We start from the raw sequence: 23,038 nt of genomic DNA on the forward strand, positions 1-23,038 counted from the left end.
GCCATGAGCCTCTTCGGCCTGCCCCCGATCTGGATAGCACCGATGGCCGGCGAGGCTGCCAGCAGCGCCCTGGTCGCCGCCGTCAGCGCGGGTGGCGGCTTCGGCCAGTTGGGCGCGGCCTATCTGGCCCCGGCCCGCATCGCCGAGATCGCCGCCGACATCCGCGCCCGCACCGACAGGCCCTTCGGCATCAACCTGTTCTGCCCCCAGCCCTGGCGGCGCGACGACGCTGCGCTGGACGCCTATCTCGCGCGGCTCGCCGCCTGGCATGCCGAGCTGGGCCTGCCCGCGCCAGCGCGGCCGACGCAGTTCGAGGAAGACTTCGAGGCCCAGTTGCAGGCCAGCATCGCCGCCCGGCCCGCCGCGATCAGCTTCGTCATGGGCGACCCGGGTGCGGCGCGCGTGGCGGCGCTGCAGGCCCAGGGCTTCAAGGTGCTGGGCACGGCCACGCAGGTGGCCGAAGGCCTGGCCCTGCAGGCCAGCGGCGTCGACGCCATCATCGCCCAGGGCTGCGAGGCCGGCGGCCACCGCGGCGGTTTCCTGGGCAGTGCGGAGGGCGCACTGATCGGCACCATGGCCCTGGTGCCCCAGCTCGTCGATGCGCTGGGCATTCCCGTCATCGCCGCCGGCGGCATCGCCGATGCGCGCGGCGTCGCGGCGGCCCAGGCGCTGGGCGCCAGCGCCGTCACCGTCGGCACGGCCTTCCTGCTCGTCGACGAATGCCCGCTGTCGCCGGCCTACCGCGCGGCGCTGCTGGCGGCGAGCGATGCGGACTCGACACTGACCCGCGCCTTCTCCGGCCGTATGGCGCGCGGCCTGGCCAACCGGGTCACGCGCGAGCTGGAGGGCGCGGCCCTGCCCGCCTTCCCGCAGCCCAACGCCGCCAGCCGGCTCATGCGCCAGGCCGCCGCCAAGGCCGGTCGGGCCGACCTCATCAGCCTGTGGGCCGGCCAGGCGCTGGCGCTGAACCGCGCGCCGGGTACGGCGGCAAGGCTGGTGGCCGCGTTGACGCAGGGCTGGCGCGCTTGATCCTGCTGCTCGAAGACGACCCGGCCATCGCCGACACGGTGGCCTTCGCGCTGCGCCGCGAGGGTTTTGCGGTCGAGCACCGCGCCTGGCTGGCCGAGGCGCGCGAGCGGCTGCGCGTGGCGCCGGCGCCGGAGCTGCTCATCCTCGACATCGGCCTGCCCGACGGCCACGGCCTGGACCTGTGCCGCGAACTGCGCGCCGGGCCGCTGGCCGGCCTGCCGGTCATCGTGCTGAGCGCACGCAGCGAGGAGATGGACCGCGTGCTCGGCCTGGAGCTGGGCGCCGACGACTATCTCGCCAAGCCCTTCAGCCCGCGCGAACTCGTCGCCCGCGTGCGTGCGCTGCTGCGCCGCGCGCGAGGGGCTCCAGCTCCGGCACCGGGCTTCGTCGTCGACGGCTCGCGCGTACGCCTGGACGGCACGCCGCTGAACCTGACCAAGCTCGAACTCGGCCTGCTGCTGAAGCTGCTGGCCGCACCGCGGCGCATCCACTCGCGCGAGGCGCTGCTCGACGCCGTCTGGGGCACGAGCGCCGACAGCGGCGACCGCACGGTGGACACCCACATCAAGACGCTGCGGGCCAAGCTGCGCGAGGCCGCGCCGGCGCGCGATCCGATCAAGACGCACCGCGGACTCGGCTATTCGCTGGAACCATGAAACCCCTCGCCCAGTCTCGCCCCGCTGAACGCGGGCGCGTCCAGTCGGTCCCCCTGGGGGACGGCGATGCACGCGGCATCGAGCCGCGCGCACATCGCCAGGACGGGCCGGCTTGGGAGCGGCCCGGCGCTCGGCCCGCAAATACATCGATGGTCGCCTGACATGCGCCTGGGTCTGCGCGTCTTCTTCGGCTTCTTCCTGATCGCCGGCCTCAGCGCCGTGCTGCTGCTGAAGGTCTTCCTCGCCGAGGTCAAGCCCAGCGTGCGCGAGGTCATGGAGGACCTGATGGTGGACACGGCCCACCTGCTGGCCGAGCAGGCCGCCGACGAGATGGACGCCGACGGCCTCAAGCCCGGCAGCCGCCTGGCCGCCCAGCTTCAGCGCTATGTGAGGCGCGAGGTCGACGTGCCCATCTGGGGCTTGCGCAAGCAGAGCCTGGATCTGCGCCTGTACGTGACCGACGCGCACGGCCGCGTGCTGGTCGACTCCGGCCAGCCCTCGGCCGTGGGCCAGGACTACTCGCAGTGGCGCGACGTGGCGCTGACGCTGCGCGGCGACTACGGCGCGCGCTCGACGCGCTACGCGGCCGACGACCGCAGCACCATCCTCGTCGTCGCGGCGCCCATCCTCAAGGACGGCCGCACGCTGGGCGTCGTCAGCGTGGCCAAGCCGGTGGCCAGCGTGCAGCGCTTCAGCGACCGTGCCGAGCGCCGCCTGTACTGGGCCGGTGCCGCGCTGCTGGCGGCCAGCCTGGTCGTCGGCGTGGCCGTCACGCTGTGGCTCGTCGCCTCGGTGCGCCGGCTGCGCCGCTACGCCCAGCAGGCCCAGGCCGGGCATGCCCAGGCACCGCCCGATGTGCCGGGCGAACTGGGCGAGCTGGCCCACGCGATGGACGACATGCGCCGCCGGCTGGAGGGCCGCGAGCAGCTCGAACACGATGTGCGTGCGCTGACCCACGAGCTGAAGAGCCCGCTGGCCGCGCTGCGCGCCAGCGGCGAGCTGCTGCAGGACGAATTGCCCGCCGCCGACCGCCAGCGCTTCGCCGCTCAGGTGCTGGACCAGACCGCGCGCCTGCAGACCCTGGTGGAGCGGGTGCTGGCGCTGTCGCAGCTGGAAGCCCAGGCGGGCCTGGGCGAACGACGGCGCATCGCGCTGGCCGACTGGGCCGACGACCAGCTGGCGCACCAGGCCTCGCGGCTGGCGCAGAAGGGCCTGCGCGTCATCTGGGCCGAACGCGCCGAGGTCGTCGTGGATGCCGACGCGGCGCTGCTGGAGCTGGCCTTCGGCAATCTGCTTGTCAACGCGATCGACTTCGCGCCCGCCGGCTCGGCGCTGGAGCTTGCCGCCCGCACGACGCCGACGGGCGTGCTTCTCTCGCTGCGCGACCACGGCCCCGGCGTACCGCCCCAGGCCTTCGCCCAGCTCGGCCAGCGCTTCTTCTCGACCGCGCGGCCCGGCAGCCTCGTGAAGGGCTCGGGCCTGGGCCTGGCGATCGCGCGGCGCGTCGCCGAGCTGCACGGCGGGCGGCTGGGCTTCGAGGCGGCGGCGCCGGGCTTGCGCGTCAGCATCGTCCTGCCACGCTGACTTCACGCCCGCTTCACGCACTTCGTCGTCGCCTCACCGCGGCTCGCGATGCTGGCGGCATGAAGCTCAACCCCACCTTCTCCAAGCTGGCCATCCTGGCCGTCGTCACCCTCCTGCTGTGCATCGTGCTCGCCGAGATCGGCGGGCTGGTGCGGGAACGGCAGCAGCGGCAGAACGAGGCCGCACAAAGCGTCGTGCAATCGCTGGCCGACGCGCAGACTCTGCTCGGCCCGGTCCTCACCCGGAACTGCACCGAGACCTGGACCGAGTTCGATGCCAAGAAGAAGCCGGTCCAGGAGTCGCGCAACATCCCGATGGCGCTGACGCCATCCACGCTCGAACTCGGCGGCAGGCTCGATCCGGAACTGCACTACCGTGGGCTGTTCAAGGTCAACGCCTATGCAGCCAGGCTGAAGATCGACGCACAGTGGGAAACGCTGGCCCCCTTGGAGGCCCATGCCGAACATGCGGGCGGCAGGCTGAACTGCGAACCTGTCAACGTCTTCTTCGCCGCCAGCGACAACCGCGGCCTGCGCAGCGCGGTCATTCAGGCGGGCGACGACACCTTGCTCGTGCAGCCCGGCACGCTTCAAGGCAGCTACCGCGCCGGCCTCCATGCGACGCTGCCCGATCATGCGCTGAAAGACGGCCTGCGCCTGTCACTGGCTCTCGATGTCGTCGGCACCCAGTCCCTGTCCATCGTGCCCACGGCTGGCAAGACCCATGTCGCGCTGACGTCAAGCTGGCCTCATCCGAGCTTCGGCGGGCGCTTCCTGCCCATACAACGCGAGGTCATGGGGTCCGGCTTCACCGCCCAATGGCAGGTGTCCGCGTTGCAGACCTCCGCCGCCGCCGACGCTCAGGACGGCAAGCCGCTGCCGAATCTCGACTCGTTCGGCGTGGAGCTGATCGACCCCGTGAACCCCTACGTCATGAGCGACCGCGCCATCAAGTACGGCCTGATGTTCATCGCGCTGACCTTCGTCACCGTCGGCCTGACCGAACTGCTCAGCGGGCGGCGCGTGCATCCGGTGCAATACCTGCTCGTCGGCCTGGCCATCAGCCTGTTCTTCCTGCTGCTGCTCAGCCTGTCGGAGCACATGAGCTTCCTGAATGCCTACCTGATCGCCGCCGCTGCGGCCGCCGCCGTGCTGACGCAGTACGCCGCGGCCATGCTGGGCGGCTGGCTGCGCGGCCTGGCCTTCGGCGCCGGCATCGCGCTGCTCTACACGGCGCTCTATGTGCTGCTGAGCCAGGAGCAGGCGGCCCTCGCCATCGGCGCCGTGCTGCTGTTTGCCGTGCTGGCCGCCGTGATGATGCTGACCCGCAAGCTGGACTGGTACCGGCTGGCCAGCGCGGGGGCCGGCGCCGAGTGAATTACGCTAGGGCCTCCGTCCGTGCGCCCTGCGGTGCCCTGATCGCCCCATGTCCAAAGAAGGCTTCGACTACATCATCGTGGGCGCCGGCACCGCCGGCTGCCTGCTCGCGAACCGCCTCAGCGCCAACCGGCACAAGCGCGTGCTCCTCATCGAGGCCGGCGGCAAGGACGACTACCACTGGATCCACATCCCCGTCGGCTACCTCTACTGCATCGGCAACCCGCGCACCGACTGGTGCTTCAGCACCGAAGCCGAGCCGGGCCTGAACGGCCGCAGCCTGCGCTACCCGCGCGGCAAGGTGCTGGGCGGCTGCTCCAGCATCAACGGCATGATCTATATGCGCGGCCAGAGCCGCGACTACGAGCACTGGGCCGAGCTGACCGGCGACGACACCTGGCGCTGGCAGCGCGTGTTGCGCGCCTTCCGCCGCCACGAGAACCACTGGCGGCTGGACAAACCCGGCACCGCGCCCGAGGGCTTTGCCGCGATGCACGGCGGCAAGGGCGAATGGCGGGTCGAGCAGCAGCGCCTGCGCTGGCCCATCCTCGACGCCTTCGCCGCCGCGGCCGAACAGGCCGGCATCCCGGCGACGAGTGACTTCAATGCCGGCACCAACGAGGGCGTCGGCTACTTCGAGGTCAACCAGAAGAAGGGCTGGCGTTGGAACACGGCCAAGGCCTTCCTGCGCCCGACCGCCTTCGGCCGGCCCAACTTCGAGCTGTGGACCGGCGCCCAGGTGCGCCGGCTGCGCCTGATGCACGACAGCACCGATGCCGGCGGCCTGCGCTGCAGCGGCGCGGAGGTGCTGACGCCGCACGGCGTGGAACAGCCCTGGCTGAACCCGGGCGGCGAGGTCATCCTCGCCGCCGGCTCAGTAGGCTCGCCCCAGATCCTGCAGCTCAGCGGCCTCGGGCCGGGCGCGCTGCTGCAGGGCCTGGGCCTGACCGTGGAGAAGGACCTGCCCGGCGTCGGCGCCAACCTGCAGGACCATCTGCAGATCCGCGCCGTCTACAAGGTGCAGGGCGCCAGCACGCTGAACACCCGCGCCGCCTCGCTGTGGGGCAAGGCCATGATCGGCCTGGAATACGCGCTGCGCCGCAGCGGCCCGATGAGCATGGCGCCCAGCCAGCTCGGCGCCTTCACGCGCTCCAGCCCGGACCGGGCCTGGCCCGACCTGGAGTACCACGTGCAGCCGCTGTCGCTGGACGCCTTCGGCGAACCGCTGCACAGCTTCAACGCCTTCACCGCAAGCGTCTGCAACCTGAACCCGACCAGCCGCGGCACGGTGCGCATCACCGCGCCCGACGCGGCCACGGCGCCGGCCATCCGGCCCAACTACCTGTCCACCGACGAAGACCGCAAGATCGCCGCCGAAAGCCTGCGGCTGACGCGCCGCATCGTGTCGCAGCCGGCGCTGGCCGCCTTCAAGCCCGAGGAATACAAGCCCGGCCCGCAGTACCAGACCGACGAGGAGCTGGCCCGCCTGGCCGGCGACATCGCGACAACCATCTTCCACCCCGTGGGCACCTGCAAGATGGGCCGCCCGGGCGACCCCATGGCCGTCACCGACGCCCGCCTGCGCGTGCGCGGCGTGACCGGCCTGCGCGTGGCCGACGCGAGCGTGATGCCGACGATCACGAGCGGCAACACGAACTCGCCGACGCTGATGATTGCGGAGAAGCTGGCGGGGTGGTTGGCGGGCTGAGTTTTCGGTCTGGCTGGCTCGTATTTCGCCCTGCTGCCCCGGACAGGTGGAGGGTTGTCGGTCTCTGAAGAGCATCTCTCCTGAACCCCGTGAGCGCCTCTTTTGTCATTGCATGGCTCTGCCTTCTTGTAGCGCCGCCCGTTGCAATCGCAGCCTTCTTCATCATGCGTCGATGCCGGTCGCGCACGACGCGAAAAGCCGCCTACGGGTGCGTGGGGCTGATCATCGTCGCGGTCGGGGCCTGTTACTTGGACGTGTCGTTTACCTCGACGGTCGCCAACTTCGCCTTTGCGTCGGCGGCCTACCTCGCATACTGTTTTCTGGCTATCTGCACTTGGAGCTTCAAGTGGTTGCCATTGCGCGTGCTGGCGCTCGCCGTCACCGCCATTCCTGTCGCCGCCGGTTACGTACTCGGTACTGTTGGGATGTTGGGCCTGATGTTCATCGTTGGGGACTACGCCAACCCGCCCATACAGACCACCAACACGGCGGCCGATCTGGAATGCCGGACTACCGGTTGGGGAATGGTGGCAACCGACAGCGGCTATACCGTTCACCTCTACAAGCATTGGCCTGCATTCCCGCTCATCGAGCGCGAGGTTGCCCGTGTCGTGGTCAACGAAACGAACCCTGGTGCCGGGCCAACAAGCGCCTCCTGCGACGACGTTTTAGCAAAGCGCTGATTTCGGCAGCCGCCGACAATTGCGCCAATGCAGTATTTCGCCGTTTCTCCCCGCGTGCTCTCCGTCATCCCCCCGATGACGCAGCTGAACACGCCCTACCCGTCCACCGCCTATCTGACCGGCTTCCTGCGCTCGCGCGACGTCGATGCGCATCAGGTAGACCTGGCGCTGGCCCTGGTGCTGGAGCTGTTCTCGCCCACCGGCCTCGCACAGTTGCGCGAGGCGGTGCAGGCCCTGCCTGAAGCGCAGCGCACGCCCCAGACCGCCTGGTTCGACGCCGAGTTCGGGCCGATAGCCGCCGCCGCGCCGCGGGTGCTGGCCTTCCTGCAGGGCAGCGACCCGACGCTGGCGCATCGCATCAACACTCGCGCCTTCCTGCCCGAGGGCGCGCGTTTCGCGTCGCTGGACCATTACATCGGCGAGGAGGGCGAGGACCCGCTGGCCTGGGCCTTCGGCGCCCTGGGCCTGCAGGACCGCGCCCGCCACCTGGCCACGCTGTTCCTGAACGACCTGGCCGACGTGCTGCGCGACGCGGTGGACCCGCGCTTCGAGTTCGTGCGCTATGCAGAGAAGCTGGCCGCGGCCCAGCCGCATTTCGACCCGCTGGCCGAGGCGCTGGCCGAGCCGCCGCATCTGATCGACCGCGCGCTGCAGCGCCTGACGCTGCAGGCGCTGGAACAGCACAACCCCGACGTCGTGCTGCTGTCCGTGCCCTTCCCCGGCTCGGTGTTCGCGGCGCTGCGCATCGCACAGGCGATCAAGGCGGTGCGGCCCGGCGTCGTCACGGTGCTGGGCGGCGGATACGTGAACACCGAGCTGCGCGAACTGGCCGAGCCGCGCCTCTTCGACTTCGTCGACTATGTGACGCTGGACTCCGGCGAGCGCCCGCTGCTGGCGCTGCTCGAACACCTCGCCGGCAAGCGCTCCAAGGCCCGCCTGGTGCGCACGTTCTGGCGCGACGGCGGCGAGGAAATCGACGCCGGGCCGCCCCAAGGCGATTTCGCCCCCCTCGGGGGGACGGGCGAGGCGCAGCCTCGAACGCGGGGGCCAACAGTCCGGTACACCAACTTCGTCGAGCCCGACATCCCCTTCGACGAGGTCGGCACGCCGACCTGGGACGGCCTGCCGCTGGACCGCTATCTGTCGCTGCTGGACATGCTCAACCCGATGAACCGGCTGTGGAGCGACGGGCGCTGGAACAAGCTGACCGTGGCCCATGGCTGCTACTGGAAGAAGTGCAGCTTCTGCGACGTCAGCCTGGACTACATCTCGCGCTACGAGGCCGCGTCGGCCGCCACGCTGGTGGACCGCATCGAGGCCATCGTGAAGGAGACGGGGCAGACGGGCTTCCATTTCGTCGATGAGGCCGCACCGCCCAAGGCGCTGAAGGCGCTGGCCGAGGAGCTGCTGAAGCGCGGCGTGGCGATCAGCTGGTGGGGCAATATCCGCTTCGAAAAGACCTTCACGCCCGAGCTCTGCCAGCTGCTGGCCGACAGCGGCTGCATCGCGATCTCGGGCGGGCTGGAGGTGGCGTCGGACCGGCTGCTGAAGCTGATGAAGAAGGGCGTGTCGGTGGAGCAGGTCGCACGCGTGACCAGGGCCTTTGCGGACGCCGGCGTGCTGGTGCATGCCTATCTGATGTACGGCTTCCCGACGCAGACGACGCAGGACACCGTGGACGCGCTCGAATACGTGCGCCAGCTGTTCGAGAACGGCTGCATCCACAGCGGCTTCTTCCACCGCTTCGCCTGCACGGTGCACTCGCCCGTGGGCCTGAACCCGGCGGAGTACGGCGTCACGCTGCAGCCGCTGCCGCCGGGCCGCTTTGCGAAGAACGACGTCGCCTTCGTCGACCCCACGCCCACCGACCACGACGGCCTCGGCCAGGGGTTGAAGAAGGGCCTCTACAACTTCATGCACGGCATCGGCGTGGACAGCGACATCCGCAGCTGGTTCCCGGTGCGCGTGCCCAGGACGACGGTGCCGCGCCACTTCGTCGAGCGCGCGCTCGCGACAATGCGCTGATGTTCACGTCCACCTTCACCTTCGCCAAGCGCGACTACGACGCCGATTTCTTCGCGCTGGACGAGCGCATCGCGCAGGTCGCCCGCGCCATCCCAGGCTACCTCGGCGAGGAGGCCTGGGAGAACGCGGCCACGGGCCTGATCTCCAACGTCTACTACTGGGACTCGAAGGAGGCCCTGCAGCAGTTGATGGAGCACCCCAGCCACCGCGAGGCCAAGCAGGCCCAGGCGCGCTGGCTCAAGGGCTACCAGGTCGTCATCGCCGAGGTGGTCGGGACCTATGGCGACGGCGGCATCGCCCACCCGCTCGCCGGGCGCGACACCCGCTGACCGCCCCCGCCGTGCAACGCCGCCACCTGCTCGCCCTCGCCGCCCTGCCGCTGCTCGCCGAAGCCAGGCGCGCCACCACCGTGCGCACCCGCGTGGACACGCCGCTCGGGCCCTTCGTCGTCGAGGTGGACACCGGCGTCGCGCCGATCACGGTGGCCAACTACCTGGCCTATGTGGACCACCATCTGCTGGACAAGGCCTGGGTCTACCGCCTCGTGTCGCGGGCCAACCAGCCGCAGAGCGCGCACATGATCGAGGTCGTGCAATGGGGCCTGAACCTGCCCGACGAGGCTCGGCCGCCGCGGCCGCCGATCGCGCACGAGTCGACGCGCCAGACCGGCCTGCGCCACCGTGACGGCACGGTCTCGATGGCGCGCGGCGCGCCCGGCACGGCCGCGGCCGAGTTCTTCATCTGCATCGGCGACCAGCCCAAGCTGGACTATGGCGGCCACCGTAACCCGGACGGCCAGGGCTTCGCGGCCTTCGGCCGGGTCGTACAGGGCATGGAGGTCGTGCGCGCGCTGCACGCCCGCGCCGGTGAGGACCAGTGGCTGAAGGCACCCATTGCGATCGGGCCGGTGCATAGAATCTGAACCGGCTTTTGCTGCAGTGCACAATTGCCATATCCGAACTGAGGAGATGGCGATGCGGCGGGTCGTGTTCAACCAGAAAGGCGGCGTGGGCAAGTCCACGATCACCAGCAACCTCGCGGCGATTGCCGCGGCCTCGGGGCAGCGGGTGCTGGTCATCGACCTGGACTGCCAGGCCAACACCAGCCGCTACCTGGCTGGCGACGCACTGGAAGACGGCGCGCCGGGTTCGGCGGACTTCTTCGAGTCGACGCTGAAGTTCAGCGTGCGCCCGCCGGCCGCGACGGACTTCGTCGTCGAGACGCCCTGGGAGAACCTGCACCTGATGCCTGCCAGCGCCGAACTGGACGAGCTGCACGGCAAGCTGGAGAGCCGCTACAAGATCTACAAGCTGCGCGACGCTCTCACGGCGCTGGCGGACGACTACGATCAGATCTGGATCGACACGCCCCCGGCGCTGAACTTCTACACGCGCTCGGCGCTGATCGCGGCCCAGGGCTGCCTGATCCCGTTCGACTGCGACGACTTCTCGCGCCGCGCGCTCTACGGGCTGCTGGAGGCGGTCGACGAGATCCGCGCCGACCATGCGCCCGAGCTCGGCGTGGAGGGCATCGTCGTCAACCAGTTCCAGGCCCGCGCGGCGCTGCCGCAGCGCGTCGTGCAGGAGCTGCTGGACGAGGGCCTGCCGGTGTTGCAGCCCTATCTGTCCAGCAGCGTGAAGGTGAAGGAGTCGCACGAGCTGAGCCGGCCGATGATCCACCTCGATGCGCGCCACAAGCTGACGCAGGAGCTGGTGGCGCTGTACGAGTCGCTGGGCTGAGCCGCGACCGCAAACACGACCTGCCGTGCCGCCCGCATGCAGGCGGGGCATAAGCCATCAACGGCGCGTCGTCGTCGCGATGAACCTGTTCAGGCAGCTGGCGCCGGACCCGGCAGCGGCAGCGTGAGCCGGGCGCGCAGGCCGGGGCCGGCGTGCGCGTCCAGCAGTTCCAGCCGGCCGCCGTGCCGACTGGCGATGTCGGCCGCGATGGCCAGGCCCAGGCCGCTGCCGGTGCCGACGGCGCTGCTGCCGCGCCGGAAGCGCTGCATGGCGGCCGCGCGCTCGGCCGGCGGGATGCCGGGGCCGTTGTCCTCGACCTCCAGCCACGGCCCCTCTCCACCGTTGCCGCAGCGCACCGTGATGCGGGCCCCCGCGCCGGCGTAGTTGACGGCGTTGTGGATCAGGTTCTCGAGCAGCTCGCGCAGCAGGAAGGCGTGGCCCCGGGCCGGCGCGTCGGCCAGCTCGAAGCCCAGGTCGACGCCGCTGGGCAGGTCGCGGTGGGCCCAGTCCTGGCCGCTCTCGGTGGCGATGTCGCGCAGGTCGATGCGCTGACCGACGTCCACGCTGCGGTCCTCGGCGCGCGCCAGCGACAGCAGCTGCTGGGCCAGCCGCGCGCTGCGCTGCACGCGCTGGCGCAGGCGGGCCAGCAGCGGGTCCAGGCGCTGGTCGTGCGGCTCCAGCATGGCCAGCTCGATCTCGGTCTGCAGTGAGGTCAGCGGCGTGCGCAGCTGGTGGGCGGCGTCGGCGAGGAACTCGCGCTGCGCCTCGGCCGCGCGCGCCAGGCGCTCGAACAGGCGGTTGAAGGCCGACTGCAGCGGCACCAGCTCGCGCGGCAGGCTGGCCGACAGCGGCGTCAGCCGGTGCAGGTCGCGGTGCTCGAGTTCGGCGCTGAGGTCGGTCAGCGGCGCCATGCCCTGGCGGATGGCCCACCAGCCCGCCAGGGCCAGCAGCAGCGTCAGGCCGGCCCCGTTCAGCGCCACGAGGCCGCCTATCTCGCTCTGCAGCGCGTCGCGCTTGTGCAGGGTCTCGGCCACCAGCACCTGGCAGACGCCCGAGCCGCAGTCCTGGCCGAGCTGGGCCAGCCGCAGCTCGCGCCCGCGCAGCCTCACCTCGCCGTAATAGGTGCCGCCGACGGGCTGGGGCACCGGGCGCGGCTGCAGGTCGGCCAGGCCGGCATCGCCCTGCAGCACCTCGCCGTGCGGGCCGAGCACGAGGTAGAAGACATCGTCCTGGCGGTCGAAGCGCAGTGCGCGGTCCATCGTCGCGCTGATGTCGATGCGCGGCTCGCCGCCGCGGATGTCGATCTGGCCGGCCAGCGTCAGCGCCGTGTCCTCCAGCGCCTCGTCCAGCCAGGTCTGGGCGCTGTGCTGCACCTGCTCGTAGAGCGCCAGGCCCAGCAGCGGCAGCGCCACCAGCAGCGGCAACATCAGCCAGCCGAACAGCCTGCGCTGCAGGCTGGAGCGCAGGCGCTCAGCCACTCAGCCTATTTCCTCAAGCAGATAGCCCAGGCCGCGCACGGTGCGCAGCTGCACGCCGCCCGGCTCGATCTTGGCGCGCAGGCGCGACAGGCAGACCTCGATGGCGTTGTCGCTGACGCCCTGGTCCCAGGCATTGCTGGCCAGCGCGATGTGCTCCTTGGGCACGACCTTGCCGGCGCGCGCCATCAGGAAGCCGAGCACGTCCCATTCGCGCGCCGACAGGGCCAGCGGTTCCTCGTCGATGTAGGCGCGGCGGGCCTCCTGGTCGATGCGCAGGCGGGCCAGCTGCAGCTGGTTGCTGGTGCGGGCCTGGCTGCGACGCACGAGAGCCCGGGCGCGGGCCACCAGCTCGGTCAGCGCGAAGGGTTTGACAAGGTAGTCGTCGGCACCGCCCTCCAGGCCGCGCACGCGGTCCTCGACGGCGTCGCGGGCCGTCAGGATGAGGGTGGGCACGGACAGGCCGTCGGCACGCACGCGGCGCAGCGTCTCGAAGCCGTCGATGCCGGACAGGCCGATATCGAGGATGAGCAGGTCATAGGCGTCCTCGCGCAGCGAACGCGGCACGGGCTCGCCGCGTGCCGTGCAGTCCACGACCCAGCCCTGGGAGCGCAGTGCACGGGCGGTGGTTTCGACGAGTTGTTCGTCATCTTCGACGAGCAGGATTCGCATGGTGGTCAGTATGGCGCTGGAGTGCAGGATGTGCTGACATGTGCCTGTCAGTAAGTCTTTTGACTCTAAGGCAACAGGCCCTTGCGTCAGCTCGCGGCAAGGCTTGAGTCATGCGCTTGACGGCCCCGTTTCGGACACTGTCGGCTATGGAATCGTTAGAAGAGCGCCGTCCCGCGGTGCTATTGTTTCACGGCCTCTGTGCCAACCCCATGGAGCTTGCCCCCGTCGCCAAGTCGCTGCGCGAGGTCGGCTACGTCGTCGAAACGCCGGCAATGGCAGGCTACGGCGTCAGCAGCGCCACCGGCGAGCAGCTGCCCGTGCCACCCTTCGAGCACTGGCTCGCCGAGGCCACGGCCGCCTACGACCGCCTGGCCGCCAAGCATGGCCGCGTCGCCATCGGCGGCCTGTGCATGGGTGCCGTGCTGGCCCTGGCCCTGGCGGCGCGCCGCCCGGCCGCGGCCCTGGTGCTGATCTCGACCACGCTGCATTTCGACGGCTGGAACGTCTCGCCCTGGCGGCGTCTGCTGCCGCTGGCCTATCTGCCGGTGTTCCGCCGCCGCATGAGCTTCAAGGAGACGGCCCCCTTCGGCCTGAAAAACGAGCGCCTGCGCGCCTGGGTCGAGCAGGCCATGGCCTCCAATCATGTCTCGGCCGTCGGCGCTGCGCGGCTGTCGGCCGCGTCGCTCTACGAAGCCACCCGGCTGATCCGCCATGTGCGCGCCCGCCTGACCGGCCTGAGCGCGCCCGCCGTCGTGCTGCATGCCACCGAGGACGATGTCTCCGGCCCGCGCAGCGTCCACGAACTTCGGGACCGCCTGGGCCAGCAGCCCGAGGTGCACTGGTTCCATGACAGCTACCACATGCTGACGCTCGACAACGAGCGCATTGCCGTCGCCCGCACCGTGCGCGACTTCCTGCTGCGCCGCCACCCGCTGGCCACGCTCAGCCCCACTTCCGCATTTGGAGACTTCCATGAGCAACACGCTTGACCAACTCTGCACCATCGCCCAGCGCGAACTCGGTGCCGAGGCGCTGAACGACAAGGTCAACACCCCCTTCTCCGAACTCGGCATGGACTCCCTCGGCCTCGTCGACTTCATGTTCACGGTGGAAGACCACTTCCACGTCAACATCGAGCACGACCGCGCGCTGCAGAACCCGACGCTGACCGGCCTGGCCGCGCTGGTCGACGAACTGATCGCCGCCAAGGCCGAACCGGCCGCCGCCGCGGCCTGATGACCGAGGTCTGGATCACCGGCCTGGGCGCCGTCAGCGCGCTGGGCCAGGGGGCCGATGCGCTGGCCGACGCGCTGCTGGCCGGCCGCTCCGGCGTCAGCGCCCAGCCGGGCAGCGAGGAGCATGCGCTCAGGCCCTATGCCGCCGCCGCGGTGACGGTGCCGCTGGCCCCCGGCATGCCACCGGCCCAGCGCAACCTCTACGACCGCCACGGCCTGCTTGCCCTGGAAGCCGCCGCCGAAGCCTGGGCCCAATCCGGCCTGCCGGCCACCGCGCCCGACCCCGACCGCGCGGCCGTCGCCTGGGGCACGGGCCTGGGCGGTTCGACCTCGATGGAGGTCTCGTACACCCAGATGTTCACGGCCCGCCCGCCGCGCGTGCACCCCTACACGGTGGTGCGCGTGATGGCCAACTCGGCCGCCTCCCACCTGGCCATGCGCCACCAGCTGCGCGCCGCCCAGCTGGCCGTGTCCAACGCCTGCGCGTCCTCGGCCCAGGCCATCGGCGAGGCGCTGTGGCTGCTGCGCAATGGCCGTGCCGACATGGCCCTGGTCGGCGGCTCCGAGTCCATGCTGCACATCGGCAGCGCTCTGGGCTGGCAGGCCATGGGCGTGATGGCGCCGCTGGACGCCGAACACCCCGAGCAGAGCTGCCGGCCCTTCGACGATGCCCGCAAGGGCCTGGTGCTGGGCGAAGGCGCCGCGGCCCTGGTCATCGAGACCGCGGCCCATGCCCGCGCCCGCGGCGCGACGCCGCTGGCCGTGCTGGCCGGCTATGGCCACAGCGTGGACGCCGTGCACCTGTCGCGCCCCGACGCGGCCGGCCAGGCCCGCGCGATGACGGCCGCGCTGCGCGACGCCGGCCTCGCGCCGGCCGACATCGGCTACATCAACGCCCACGGCACGGCCACCGAGGTCGGCGACGCGGTCGAGGCCGAGTCCATCGGCGCGGTGTTCGGCACGCGCGCCGTGCCGGTGTCCGCCACCAAGGCCCTGCACGGCCACCTGATCGGTGCCGGCGGCGCGCTGGAGCTGGTCGCCACCGTGCAGGCGCTGCGCCGCCAGACCCTGCCGCCCAGCGCCCATGTGCGAACCAGCCAGCTGAGCGAACAGGTCGACCTCGTCACCGGCGAGGCGCGCAGCGCCAAGATCCGCGCGGCGATGTCCAACTCCTTTGCCTTCGGCGGCAGCAACGTGGCACTAATCACGACGCTGGCCTGAGCGAACTGCCACGGGGGCTGGCTATGCTGGCCGCCCCCGCGACTCTCTGCTCCGCCATGCGCCTGCTGCCCCGCCACGCCGCCCTACTTGCGGCCCTGCTCGCCCTGCCCCTGCTGGCCACGGCCGCGCCCACGGCGGCTCCGCCCGTGCGCGAGGTCGAGGGCATCGGCGAGTACCGCCTGCCCAACGGCCTGCAGCTGCTGCTGATTCCCGACGCGACCAAGCCCACCGTCACCGTCAATGTGACCTACCGCGTCGGCAGCCGCCACGAGGGCAATGGCGAGACCGGCATGGCCCACCTGCTTGAACACCTGATGTTCAAGACGACGAAGCGCTTCGCCAACGTCGGCGCCGAGCTGTCCAAGCGCGGCATGCAGTTCAACGGCACGACCAATGCCGACCGCACCAACTACTTCGAGACCTTCCCGGCCGACCCGGCCCAGCTGAGCTGGGCGCTGGCGATGGAGGCCGACCGCATGACCGGCGCCAAGGTGCTGCGCAGCGACCTCGACACCGAGATGACCGTCGTGCGCAACGAGATGGAGGCCGGCGAGAACAATGCCTTGGGCATCCTCGTGCAGCGCACCCAGGCCGCCGCCTACCAGTGGCACGCCTATGGCCGCAGCACCATCGGCGCGCGCTCCGACGTCGAGCATGTCGCCATCCCCAATCTGCAGGCCTTCTACAAGCGCCACTACCAGCCCGACAACGCGACGCTGGTCGTCGCCGGGGCCTTCGATGCGCCGCGCACGCTGGCCGAGATCACGCGCCTGTTCGGCGCCCTGCCCCGGCCCGCGCGCACGCTGCCGGCCACCTACACGGTCGAACCCGTGCAGGAGGGCGAGCGCCTCGTCACGCTGCGCCGCCCCAGCGGCATGCAGGGCGTGCTGGCGAGCTATCACGTGCCGCCGCTGGCCAGCCCCGACTTCGCCGCCTTCGAGGTCGCCGTCACGGCCCTGGCCGACACGCCCAGCGGCCGCCTGCACAAGCGCGCCGTCGAGCCCGGCCTGGCGGCCCAGGCCTTCGGCTGGCCGGGCCGCAACGCCGAGCCGGGCCTGCTCAACCTCGGCCTGGTGCTGAAGACCGACAACGACGTCGACCGCGCCCAGCAGCTGCTCGTCGACACCGTCGAGAGCCTCGCCAGGGAGCCCATCACGGCCGAGGAACTGGCGCGCGCCCAGGCCCAGTGGGCCAAGAACTTCGACGAGCTGCTGGCCAACCCGCAGGCCCTGTGCGTGGCCCTGTCCGAGGCCATCGCGGCGGGCGACTGGCGGCTGCTCTTCCAGCTGCGCAACCGCATCGAGGCCGCCAACGTGGACGGCGTCAACGCGGCGCTGCGCCAGTGGCTGCTGCCCAGCAACCGCACGCTGGGCCGCCTGTACGCGACGGCGGCGCCCGAGCGCAGCCCGCTGGCCCTGCCGATCGCCGCGGCCGATGCGCTGAAGGACTTCAAGCCCAAGGCCGCTCTGGCCGCCGGCGAAGCCTTCGACACCAGCCCCGCCAATTTCGACCGCCGCACCGAGCGCTACCAGCTGGCCAACGGCCTGCGCGTGGCCCTGGTGCCCAAGCGCTCGCGCGGCGAGACGGTGGAGCTGGCGCTGAACCTGCAGTACGGCACGCTGGACGGCCTGCGCGGCAGGCGCACCGAGGCCAGCCTCGTCGGCGAGGCCCTGGCCCTGGGCAGCCGGCAACACACGCGGGCCCAGATCGCCGACGGCTTCGACAAGCTGAAGACCCGCTTCGGCGCCAACAGCAGCCCCACGAGCGGCGCCAATGTCACGCTGAGCAGTCACCGCCCGCAACTGGCCGAGGCCCTCGCGCTGATGGCCGAGGTGCTGCGCGAGCCGAGCTTCCCGGCCACCGAGGTCGAGCAGCTGCTGCGCCAGCAGGTCGCCCAGCTCGAGGAAGCCGCCCAGCAGCCCCAGGCCGTGGCCTCGCATGCGCTGGAACAGGCGCTCGCCGCGGCCTACCCTGCCGACGACCCGCGCCACCGCGGCAGCTTCGCCGAGGGCATCGCCGCGCTGAAGGCCACGACGCCCGAGCGCCTGCAGGCCTTCCACCGCGAGTTCTGGGGCGCCGCCCACGGCGAGCTGGTGCTGGTGGGCGACTTCGACGCCGCCGCGGTCAAGCCACTGATCGAGCGCCTCTTCGGCGGCTGGAGCGCGCCCCAGGCCTACGCCCGCCTGCCCCAGCCGCTGCCGGCCGTGCAGGGCCTGAAGCTCGGCGAGACGCTGAAGGACAAGGCCAACGCGATGGTCTTTGGCGCGCTGCTGCTGCCGGTGAGCGACGACCACCCCGACTACGCGGCCCTGCGCATCGCCGCCCATGTGCTCGGCGCCAGCGGCTTCGACTCGCGGCTGCTGACCCGGCTGCGCCAGAAGGAAGGCCTCTCCTACGGCGCCGGCGCCTGGCTGAACGCGTCCAGCTTCGAGCCCAGCGCCCAGCTGGCCATGGCCGCCATCTTCGCGCCCGAGAACCGCGCCCGCGTCGAGGCGGCCTTCAACGACGAGCTGGCCCGCTTCGTGCGCGACGGCATCACCCAGGCCGAGCTGGACACCGCCAAGCGCGCGATGAAGGCGCAGAGCGACACCTGGCGCAGCGACGACGGCGCCGTGGCCGGGGCCATCGCCGGCCACCTTGAGCGCGGCCGCCAGTTCAAGTGGAATGCCGAGCTCGACGCGCGCGGCGAGGCGCTGACGCTCGAGCAGGTGAACGCCTCCATCAAGCGCTGGGTCGACCCGGCCAAGGCCAATTGGTCCTGGGCCGGCGATTTCGACAAGAAGGCCGCGAAGTGAGCCCCGGCCGCGGCCTCAGGCGCCGCGGCCGAACTCCTTCAGCCACTGCCTGAGCTGCTTGCGCCCGTCGCTATTGGTGCCCCGGTAGGTCTTCAGCGCCAGCGCGAGGAACTGCTGCTCGGCGGGCGTCAGGCCCGTGGGCTCGCGCTCCTCGTCGATCCAGCCGGCGGGCTTGTCGCAGTGGTGCTCGACCTGGCGCGCCAGCTTGTCGCCGATGGGTCGCGCGCCGCTCTTGGCCATGGACCAGGTCGCGCCGCTGACGCCGATGCGCGCCGCCCACGCGGCCTCCAGGCCCTTGGGCGGGTCGCCCGCATTGATGCGCTCCTCGGCGAAGGACTGGAACAACGCCAGGGCGTTGAGGCGGCGGATGGTGGCGGGGCTGGGCATGTTGCTGCTGGAAACGACGGAGTGTTGTGAAAACACTTCACACTCATTCTAGGTGATCGCTGGCACTTGACCGAGGCGTGAACATTTTTCACAATGCAAGGATTCGCTCAAGACAACTGAGCGCTTGCTATCAACCCCAACCAAGACCGATCCGCTTTCGCACCCCGCCATGAACCGCCACCTCGTCACCGTCATCGCCCCCATCGGCTCGCAGAGCCGGTGCGATGCCGTGCCGATGGCAAAACCGGCGGGCCTGCTTGCAACGGTCGCCTATGCCCACGACTTCGGTCGTGAGAGTGATGACACCAATACATCGGGTGAAGGACCCGGCTAGACGCCGCCGCCTTCCACGCTCATTCGAGGCCCGGTCTCCTGCCAAGGAACCGGGCCTCTTCTTTTTCCGCCGCCGGGGCTGCCTCGGCGCCGCTGCGCCCGCGCAGCGCCTGCTCTTTCACAACCTACATCGAGCGCCGGCCGACCACATCGGCACGGCGCTCAAAACTGGCAGGCGCCGAGGCTCGTCCCCGGCCGCCCTGCCCCATCTCGGGTGTGCCCACGCACAAGCACCGGCCGGCCCGGTGTGCATGTGCGCTCGGGCGGCCGCCTGTCGCGTGCAGCGATGCAGCCCTGGCTTGCGCAGGCCAGCCGCGTCGCGTGTGGACACAGCCGAGATCGATCAACCCGAAGCCCTTCGTCGAGCTCACGCTTCGAAGGGCGCAAACCGGCCGCAACGATTGGGCGGCGTCGGAACCCGTCACCGACAACCTTTGATTTCGCCCGGGCGTAGCTCAGCCAGGTAGAGCATCTGCTTTGGGAGCAGAGGGCCGCACGTTCAACTCGTGCCACCCGGACCAACCATTTCATCCACCGTGCCCAAGCCCGAAGAAAGGAGGTCAGCATGCACGACGTTCTGCAGTTGGACATCACTGGCCTCCCGCAGTCCTGGATCTCGGTCGAGCAGGCCGCCACGCTCGTCGCCACCGGCGCCGTCGTCTGGTCGGCCGGCAATCGCCCGCTCGCGGTGCTGCGTGGCGGCTTCAACAGCGCCACCGGCCGCCAGTCGATGCTGGAAGTCCCAGCCATCGTGGCGCTGCGCGGGTCGTCGCGGCTCAATCTCTTCGACATCACGCCAGCCTATGGCAAGGCCAAGCTCGTCAAGCGCGACCGCTGCACCTGCGCCTACTGCGGCGAGCGTTTCGACGCCCGCCTGCTGACGGTGGACCACATCGTGCCCGCCAGCCGCGGCGGGCGCTTGAGCTGGATGAACACGGTCGCGGCCTGCCGTGCCTGCAATTCGGGCAAGGCCGACCGCACGCCGGACGAGGCCCGCATGCCGCTGCTGTTCGCGCCTTTCGTGCCGAGCCGCTTCGAGGACTTCATCCTCAAGGGCCGGCACATCCGCGCCGACGTGCACGACTGGCTGGCCGCGCGCCTGCCCAAAGGATCGCGCCTCAGCTGAGGCGCCAACGAGTCTGCCGAGGAAAGCAGAGGCTCACAGGCCGGGGTTCCCACGCCCCGCCGGTGCGCTGCAGCCGGGCTTCATCGCCCGTCGCCGCGGCGCATGCCGCCCTGCAGGAATCGGTCGATACGGGTGAGGACATGGTGCCCCCTCGCAGGTTGGGTTCGAGTCCCAGCCTCACCACCACTGGATAGCTCAGTCGGGTAGAGCAACGAAATCTGATTTCGTGTGTCGTGGGTTCGACTCCCACTCCAAAACCAAACCGGTCGCAAGACCACCCCGCCGAACGTGCGCGCCGGCTCCGGCCGGACCGCGCATCAGCGACTCGCGCCCGAACGTCGGGCAAGCGGGGCTCTGCTTCCACGGCCAGCCGCGAATGCCTTCAGGGAGGGACGTTCAACGCGCACCGAGGCGCCAGGCCCTGGCATCCGGCGTCCGCACGGGTTGCTGTAACGGCACCTTTTCCAACACCCGAAACACGCAACCCAAGGAGGATCCCATGACGATCAAGCGTGTCACCGTGAAGAAGAACGAGCGCGGCCTGCTGCTGCGCAATGGCGATTTCGAGCGCGTGCTGCAACCCGGCACGCACTGGCTGTTCGCCGGCCTGGACGAGTTGAAGGTCGAGATCTGCAACATCGGCGCACCGGCCTTCGCGCACCCGCTGACCGACTACCTGATGGCCAAGGAGCCCGAGGTCGTCGAGGCGGAGTTCCTGCGCGTCGAGCTCACCGAGTACCAGACCGGCCTGCGAACCGAGAACGGCGTGCTGGTGGAGGTGCTGCCGCCCGCCACGCGGCGCCTGTACTGGCGCGGCCTGGTGGACGTGCAGGTCCAGGTGATCGACCTGCGCGCCGCCGCCGAACTGCCCGCGGCCATGGCCGCGCGCCTGGCCCAGCCGCAGCTGCGCCCGCGCGCGGTGGCGGGCCTGGCCGGCGTGCTGCAGGTGGAGGTGCCCGAGCACGGCACCGGCCTGCTGCGCGTGGACGGCAAGGTCGAGCGGCTGCTGGAGCCGGGCGCACACGCGTTCTGGAAGTTCGGCCGCAACGTGGCCGTCGACTTGGTGGACCTGCGGCTGCAGGCGCTCGAAGTCACGGGCCAGGAGATCCTGACCCGCGACAAGGTCGCGCTGCGGCTCAACCTCTCCGCCACCTGGCGCTACACCGACGTGCTGCGCGCGTTCGAGCAACTGGCCAAGCCGGCCGACCACCTCTACCGCGAGCTGCAGTTCGGCCTGCGCGCAGCGGTCGGCACGCGCACGCTGGACGAGTTGCTGGAGAACAAATCGGTCATCGACGAGGTCGTGACCGTCCAGGTCACCACCAAGCTGCAAGGCCTCGGCCTGCAGCTCGACGGCGTGGGCGTGAAGGACATCGTGCTGCCGGGCGAGATGAAGACCATCCTGGCCCAGGTGGTGGAGGCCGGCAAGGCGGCCGAGGCAAACGTGATCCGCCGCCGCGAGGAAACCGCGGCGACGCGCGCCCTGCTCAACACGGCCAAGGTGATGGAGGACAACCCCGTCGCGCTGCGCCTGAAGGAGCTGGAGACGCTGGAACGCGTGGCCGAGCGCATCGACAAGATCTCCGTGTTCGGAGGTCTGGACCAGGTGATCAACGGGCTGGTGAAGCTGCGGTGAGCACGACCCTGCCGGCGAATCCAGCGATGCCGGCCACCCCTGAGGGGCGCTCGACGCGAGTCGGGCGCCCCTTTTTCCATTCCGGCGCTAGGCTCGCACCCATGCGCTATCTGGATTTCGAACTCAGCGAAGGTGACGACGGCATCACGACGCTGGACGCGATGGCCTCCACGCCCGCGGCCCGGCATGCCGACGTGCTGGCCGAGGCCGCGGCCGTGCTGGCCTGGTGCCGGCGCGAGTTCCCGCACACCGAGGGCCCCGTGGAAGAGGGCCAGGACTGGGATCACGAATTGCTCGTCAGCCAGGAAGACGGCGGCTGGCACACCGTCACGCTGACGCTGACCGGCTCGGCGCGCTTCGTGGACGCCTTCCTGGCCGCCTTCGGCGAACCCCTGGGCTGACCCGCGCTGCCGCCTTCATCGCCGGGCACTACCATTGGCGGTTCGTCTGGGGCCGCCTATGAAACTGCTCGCCAAGTTCAATCTCGTCTACATCCTCGTGATGGCACTGGGCATCGGCCTCAGCGGCTACATTGCCCGCCAGCTGCTGCAGGAGAACGCCGAGCAGGAGGTCGTCGGCAGCGCGCGCATGCTGATGGAGAAGGCGCTGGCGGTGCGCAACTACACCAACACGCAGATCAAGCCGCTGCTGGCCACGCAGATGGCCACCGAGTTCCTGCCCCAGACGGTGCCGAGCTATTCCGCCACCGAGGTGCTGGGCACGCTGCTGGCCAAGCATCCCGAGTTCGCCTACAAGGAGGCGACGCTCAACCCCACCAACCCGCGCGACCGCGCCACCAGCTGGGAGGTCGACATCGTCGGCCAGTTCCGCAGCAATGCCGAGCTGAAGGAGGCCGTCGGCACGCGCGACACGCCGGCCGGCCCTTCGCTCTACATCGCGCGCCCGCTGCGCATCACCGACCCCGCCTGCCTGGCCTGCCACAGCAGCGTGGACGCCGCGCCTGCCACCATGGTCGCCAAGTACGGCCCGGCCAACGGCTTCGGCTGGAACCTCAACGAGGTCATAGGCGCGCAGATCGTCTCGGTGCCGCTGGGCGTGCCGCTGCAGCGCGCCGACCAGACCTTCAAGGTCTTCATCACCTCGCTGGTCGGCGTCTTCGTCGCGGTCGGCATCGTGCTCAACCTGATGGTGTGGATGCTGGTCGTGCGCCCGGTCACACGGCTGTCGGCCCTGGCCGACCGCGTCAGCCAGGGCGACCTGGACGCACCCGAGTTCAAGACCAGCGGCCGCGACGAGATCGCGACGCTGTCCGACTCTTTTTCCCGCATGCGTGCCAGCGTCGTGCAGGCCATGAAACTCCTGGAATGAGACCACCCCTACCGGCTGCGCCGGCCCCT

Annotated in this window: 22 protein-coding genes and 2 tRNA genes; 21 read left to right on the top strand and 3 right to left on the bottom strand. The window is 70.6% G+C overall.

From position 1 onward, the window contains the following. The first annotated feature begins 3 nt into the window (after positions 1 to 3). The 10 genes from EV671_RS27390 to EV671_RS11415 all read left to right on the top strand — a co-directional run bounded on the left by EV671_RS27390 (position 4) and on the right by EV671_RS11415 (position 10,800). On the top strand, positions 4 to 1,029 hold the full coding sequence (locus EV671_RS27390; protein WP_243655689.1) for an NAD(P)H-dependent flavin oxidoreductase: 1,026 nt from the start codon (positions 4 to 6) through the stop codon (positions 1,027 to 1,029). Continuing rightward, the gene (locus EV671_RS11375) at positions 1,017 to 1,685 is read left to right on the top strand and encodes a response regulator (RefSeq protein WP_243655695.1); all 669 of its coding nucleotides are present in this window, start codon (positions 1,017 to 1,019) and stop codon (positions 1,683 to 1,685) included. The genes EV671_RS27390 and EV671_RS11375 overlap by 13 nt, the downstream gene beginning before the upstream one ends. 162 nt (positions 1,686 to 1,847) lie before the next feature. Next, positions 1,848 to 3,269, top strand: a complete 1,422-nt coding sequence (creC, locus tag EV671_RS11380) for a two-component system sensor histidine kinase CreC (RefSeq protein ID WP_132571436.1) — start codon at positions 1,848 to 1,850, stop codon at positions 3,267 to 3,269. A 59-nt stretch (positions 3,270 to 3,328) separates the two neighbouring features. Next, a complete protein-coding gene (creD, locus tag EV671_RS11385) occupies positions 3,329 to 4,645 on the top strand; it encodes a cell envelope integrity protein CreD (RefSeq protein WP_132571437.1) in 1,317 nt (438 codons plus the stop codon). 49 nt (positions 4,646 to 4,694) lie between these two features. Further along, positions 4,695 to 6,353, top strand: coding sequence for a GMC family oxidoreductase (locus tag EV671_RS11390; RefSeq protein ID WP_132571438.1), 1,659 nt, complete (start codon positions 4,695 to 4,697; stop codon positions 6,351 to 6,353). Positions 6,354 to 6,442: 89 nt separating this feature from the next. Next, positions 6,443 to 7,036, top strand: a complete 594-nt coding sequence (locus tag EV671_RS11395; protein ID WP_132571439.1) for a hypothetical protein — start codon at positions 6,443 to 6,445, stop codon at positions 7,034 to 7,036. A 27-nt stretch (positions 7,037 to 7,063) separates the two neighbouring features. Continuing rightward, positions 7,064 to 9,061 (top strand): B12-binding domain-containing radical SAM protein, encoded by a 1,998-nt coding sequence (locus EV671_RS11400; RefSeq protein ID WP_132571440.1) that lies wholly within the window; start codon positions 7,064 to 7,066, stop codon positions 9,059 to 9,061. After that, positions 9,061 to 9,390, top strand: coding sequence for an antibiotic biosynthesis monooxygenase family protein (locus EV671_RS11405; RefSeq protein WP_132571441.1), 330 nt, complete (start codon positions 9,061 to 9,063; stop codon positions 9,388 to 9,390). Before EV671_RS11400 ends, EV671_RS11405 begins: the two co-directional genes overlap by 1 nt. A gap of 11 nt (positions 9,391 to 9,401) precedes the next feature. Further along, on the top strand, positions 9,402 to 9,983 hold the full coding sequence (locus EV671_RS11410; RefSeq protein ID WP_132571442.1) for a peptidylprolyl isomerase: 582 nt from the start codon (positions 9,402 to 9,404) through the stop codon (positions 9,981 to 9,983). A gap of 52 nt (positions 9,984 to 10,035) precedes the next feature. Then, positions 10,036 to 10,800 carry a ParA family protein gene (locus EV671_RS11415; RefSeq protein ID WP_132571443.1) on the top strand — a complete coding sequence of 255 codons (765 nt, stop codon included), beginning with the start codon at positions 10,036 to 10,038 and terminating at the stop codon, positions 10,798 to 10,800. 89 nt (positions 10,801 to 10,889) lie between these two features. Here EV671_RS11415 and EV671_RS11420 read toward each other — a convergent pair whose 3' ends face one another. Together EV671_RS11420 and EV671_RS11425 are read right to left on the bottom strand one after the other, a co-directional pair. Beyond that, a complete protein-coding gene (locus EV671_RS11420) occupies positions 10,890 to 12,278 on the bottom strand; it encodes a sensor histidine kinase (protein ID WP_132571444.1) in 1,389 nt (462 codons plus the stop codon). Beyond that, positions 12,279 to 12,947, bottom strand: a complete 669-nt coding sequence (locus EV671_RS11425; RefSeq protein ID WP_132571445.1) for a response regulator — start codon at positions 12,945 to 12,947, stop codon at positions 12,279 to 12,281. 146 nt (positions 12,948 to 13,093) lie between these two features. Between EV671_RS11425 and EV671_RS11430 the strand changes: the two genes are divergently transcribed. The 4 genes from EV671_RS11430 to EV671_RS11445 are packed head-to-tail and all read left to right on the top strand — an operon-like array spanning position 13,094 to position 18,198. Further along, positions 13,094 to 13,936 carry an alpha/beta hydrolase gene (locus tag EV671_RS11430; RefSeq protein ID WP_277592367.1) on the top strand — a complete coding sequence of 281 codons (843 nt, stop codon included), beginning with the start codon at positions 13,094 to 13,096 and terminating at the stop codon, positions 13,934 to 13,936. Further along, the gene (locus EV671_RS11435; protein WP_132571447.1) at positions 13,920 to 14,183 is read left to right on the top strand and encodes an acyl carrier protein; all 264 of its coding nucleotides are present in this window, start codon (positions 13,920 to 13,922) and stop codon (positions 14,181 to 14,183) included. The genes EV671_RS11430 and EV671_RS11435 overlap by 17 nt, the downstream gene beginning before the upstream one ends. Further along, a complete protein-coding gene (locus tag EV671_RS11440; protein ID WP_132571448.1) occupies positions 14,183 to 15,403 on the top strand; it encodes a beta-ketoacyl-[acyl-carrier-protein] synthase family protein in 1,221 nt (406 codons plus the stop codon). Before EV671_RS11435 ends, EV671_RS11440 begins: the two co-directional genes overlap by 1 nt. Positions 15,404 to 15,459: 56 nt before the next feature. Beyond that, positions 15,460 to 18,198 (top strand): M16 family metallopeptidase, encoded by a 2,739-nt coding sequence (locus EV671_RS11445; RefSeq protein ID WP_165917533.1) that lies wholly within the window; start codon positions 15,460 to 15,462, stop codon positions 18,196 to 18,198. Positions 18,199 to 18,213: 15 nt separating this feature from the next. Here EV671_RS11445 and EV671_RS11450 read toward each other — a convergent pair whose 3' ends face one another. After that, positions 18,214 to 18,621, bottom strand: coding sequence for a hypothetical protein (locus tag EV671_RS11450; protein WP_132571450.1), 408 nt, complete (start codon positions 18,619 to 18,621; stop codon positions 18,214 to 18,216). A 133-nt stretch (positions 18,622 to 18,754) separates the two neighbouring features. On the opposite strand from EV671_RS11450, the gene EV671_RS26720 reads away from it, so the two are divergent. The 7 genes from EV671_RS26720 to EV671_RS11480 all read left to right on the top strand — a co-directional run bounded on the left by EV671_RS26720 (position 18,755) and on the right by EV671_RS11480 (position 23,009). Beyond that, positions 18,755 to 18,919, top strand: coding sequence for a hypothetical protein (locus EV671_RS26720; RefSeq protein ID WP_165917534.1), 165 nt, complete (start codon positions 18,755 to 18,757; stop codon positions 18,917 to 18,919). Between the two features lie 443 nt (positions 18,920 to 19,362). Continuing rightward, positions 19,363 to 19,439: transfer RNA gene (locus tag EV671_RS11455), tRNA-Pro, on the top strand. Positions 19,440 to 19,483: 44 nt separating this feature from the next. After that, positions 19,484 to 20,044 (top strand): HNH endonuclease, encoded by a 561-nt coding sequence (locus EV671_RS11460; protein ID WP_132571451.1) that lies wholly within the window; start codon positions 19,484 to 19,486, stop codon positions 20,042 to 20,044. A 186-nt stretch (positions 20,045 to 20,230) separates the two neighbouring features. Continuing rightward, positions 20,231 to 20,300: transfer RNA gene (locus EV671_RS11465), tRNA-Gln, on the top strand. 243 nt (positions 20,301 to 20,543) lie between these two features. After that, the gene (locus EV671_RS11470) at positions 20,544 to 21,680 is read left to right on the top strand and encodes a slipin family protein (RefSeq protein WP_132571452.1); all 1,137 of its coding nucleotides are present in this window, start codon (positions 20,544 to 20,546) and stop codon (positions 21,678 to 21,680) included. Positions 21,681 to 21,781: 101 nt separating this feature from the next. Then, positions 21,782 to 22,081 carry a hypothetical protein gene (locus EV671_RS11475; RefSeq protein ID WP_132571453.1) on the top strand — a complete coding sequence of 100 codons (300 nt, stop codon included), beginning with the start codon at positions 21,782 to 21,784 and terminating at the stop codon, positions 22,079 to 22,081. 58 nt (positions 22,082 to 22,139) lie between these two features. After that, positions 22,140 to 23,009 carry a Tll0287-like domain-containing protein gene (locus EV671_RS11480; RefSeq protein ID WP_132571454.1) on the top strand — a complete coding sequence of 290 codons (870 nt, stop codon included), beginning with the start codon at positions 22,140 to 22,142 and terminating at the stop codon, positions 23,007 to 23,009. The last annotated feature ends 29 nt before the right edge of the window (positions 23,010 to 23,038 follow it).

The sequence above is a fragment of the Roseateles saccharophilus genome (assembly GCF_004342485.1).
Classification (GTDB): Bacteria; Pseudomonadota; Gammaproteobacteria; order Burkholderiales; family Burkholderiaceae_C; genus Pelomonas; species Pelomonas saccharophila.

Excerpts from the sequence above, each read along its gene's own strand:
- EV671_RS27390 (WP_243655689.1), top strand. The coding sequence starts at position 4 with ATGAGCCTCTTCGGCCTGCCCCCGATCTGGATAGCACCGATGGCCGGC.
- creC (WP_132571436.1), top strand. The coding sequence starts at position 1,848 with ATGCGCCTGGGTCTGCGCGTCTTCTTCGGCTTCTTCCTGATCGCCGGC.
- creD (WP_132571437.1), top strand. The coding sequence starts at position 3,329 with ATGAAGCTCAACCCCACCTTCTCCAAGCTGGCCATCCTGGCCGTCGTC.
- EV671_RS11390 (WP_132571438.1), top strand. The coding sequence starts at position 4,695 with ATGTCCAAAGAAGGCTTCGACTACATCATCGTGGGCGCCGGCACCGCC.
- EV671_RS11400 (WP_132571440.1), top strand. The coding sequence starts at position 7,064 with ATGCAGTATTTCGCCGTTTCTCCCCGCGTGCTCTCCGTCATCCCCCCG.
- EV671_RS11405 (WP_132571441.1), top strand. The coding sequence starts at position 9,061 with ATGTTCACGTCCACCTTCACCTTCGCCAAGCGCGACTACGACGCCGAT.
- EV671_RS11415 (WP_132571443.1), top strand. The coding sequence starts at position 10,036 with ATGCGGCGGGTCGTGTTCAACCAGAAAGGCGGCGTGGGCAAGTCCACG.
- EV671_RS11425 (WP_132571445.1), bottom strand. The coding sequence starts at position 12,947 with ATGCGAATCCTGCTCGTCGAAGATGACGAACAACTCGTCGAAACCACC.
- EV671_RS11430 (WP_277592367.1), top strand. The coding sequence starts at position 13,094 with ATGGAATCGTTAGAAGAGCGCCGTCCCGCGGTGCTATTGTTTCACGGC.
- EV671_RS11435 (WP_132571447.1), top strand. The coding sequence starts at position 13,920 with ATGAGCAACACGCTTGACCAACTCTGCACCATCGCCCAGCGCGAACTC.
- EV671_RS11440 (WP_132571448.1), top strand. The coding sequence starts at position 14,183 with ATGACCGAGGTCTGGATCACCGGCCTGGGCGCCGTCAGCGCGCTGGGC.
- EV671_RS11445 (WP_165917533.1), top strand. The coding sequence starts at position 15,460 with ATGCGCCTGCTGCCCCGCCACGCCGCCCTACTTGCGGCCCTGCTCGCC.
- EV671_RS26720 (WP_165917534.1), top strand. The coding sequence starts at position 18,755 with ATGAACCGCCACCTCGTCACCGTCATCGCCCCCATCGGCTCGCAGAGC.
- EV671_RS11460 (WP_132571451.1), top strand. The coding sequence starts at position 19,484 with ATGCACGACGTTCTGCAGTTGGACATCACTGGCCTCCCGCAGTCCTGG.
- EV671_RS11470 (WP_132571452.1), top strand. The coding sequence starts at position 20,544 with ATGACGATCAAGCGTGTCACCGTGAAGAAGAACGAGCGCGGCCTGCTG.
- EV671_RS11475 (WP_132571453.1), top strand. The coding sequence starts at position 21,782 with ATGCGCTATCTGGATTTCGAACTCAGCGAAGGTGACGACGGCATCACG.
- EV671_RS11480 (WP_132571454.1), top strand. The coding sequence starts at position 22,140 with ATGAAACTGCTCGCCAAGTTCAATCTCGTCTACATCCTCGTGATGGCA.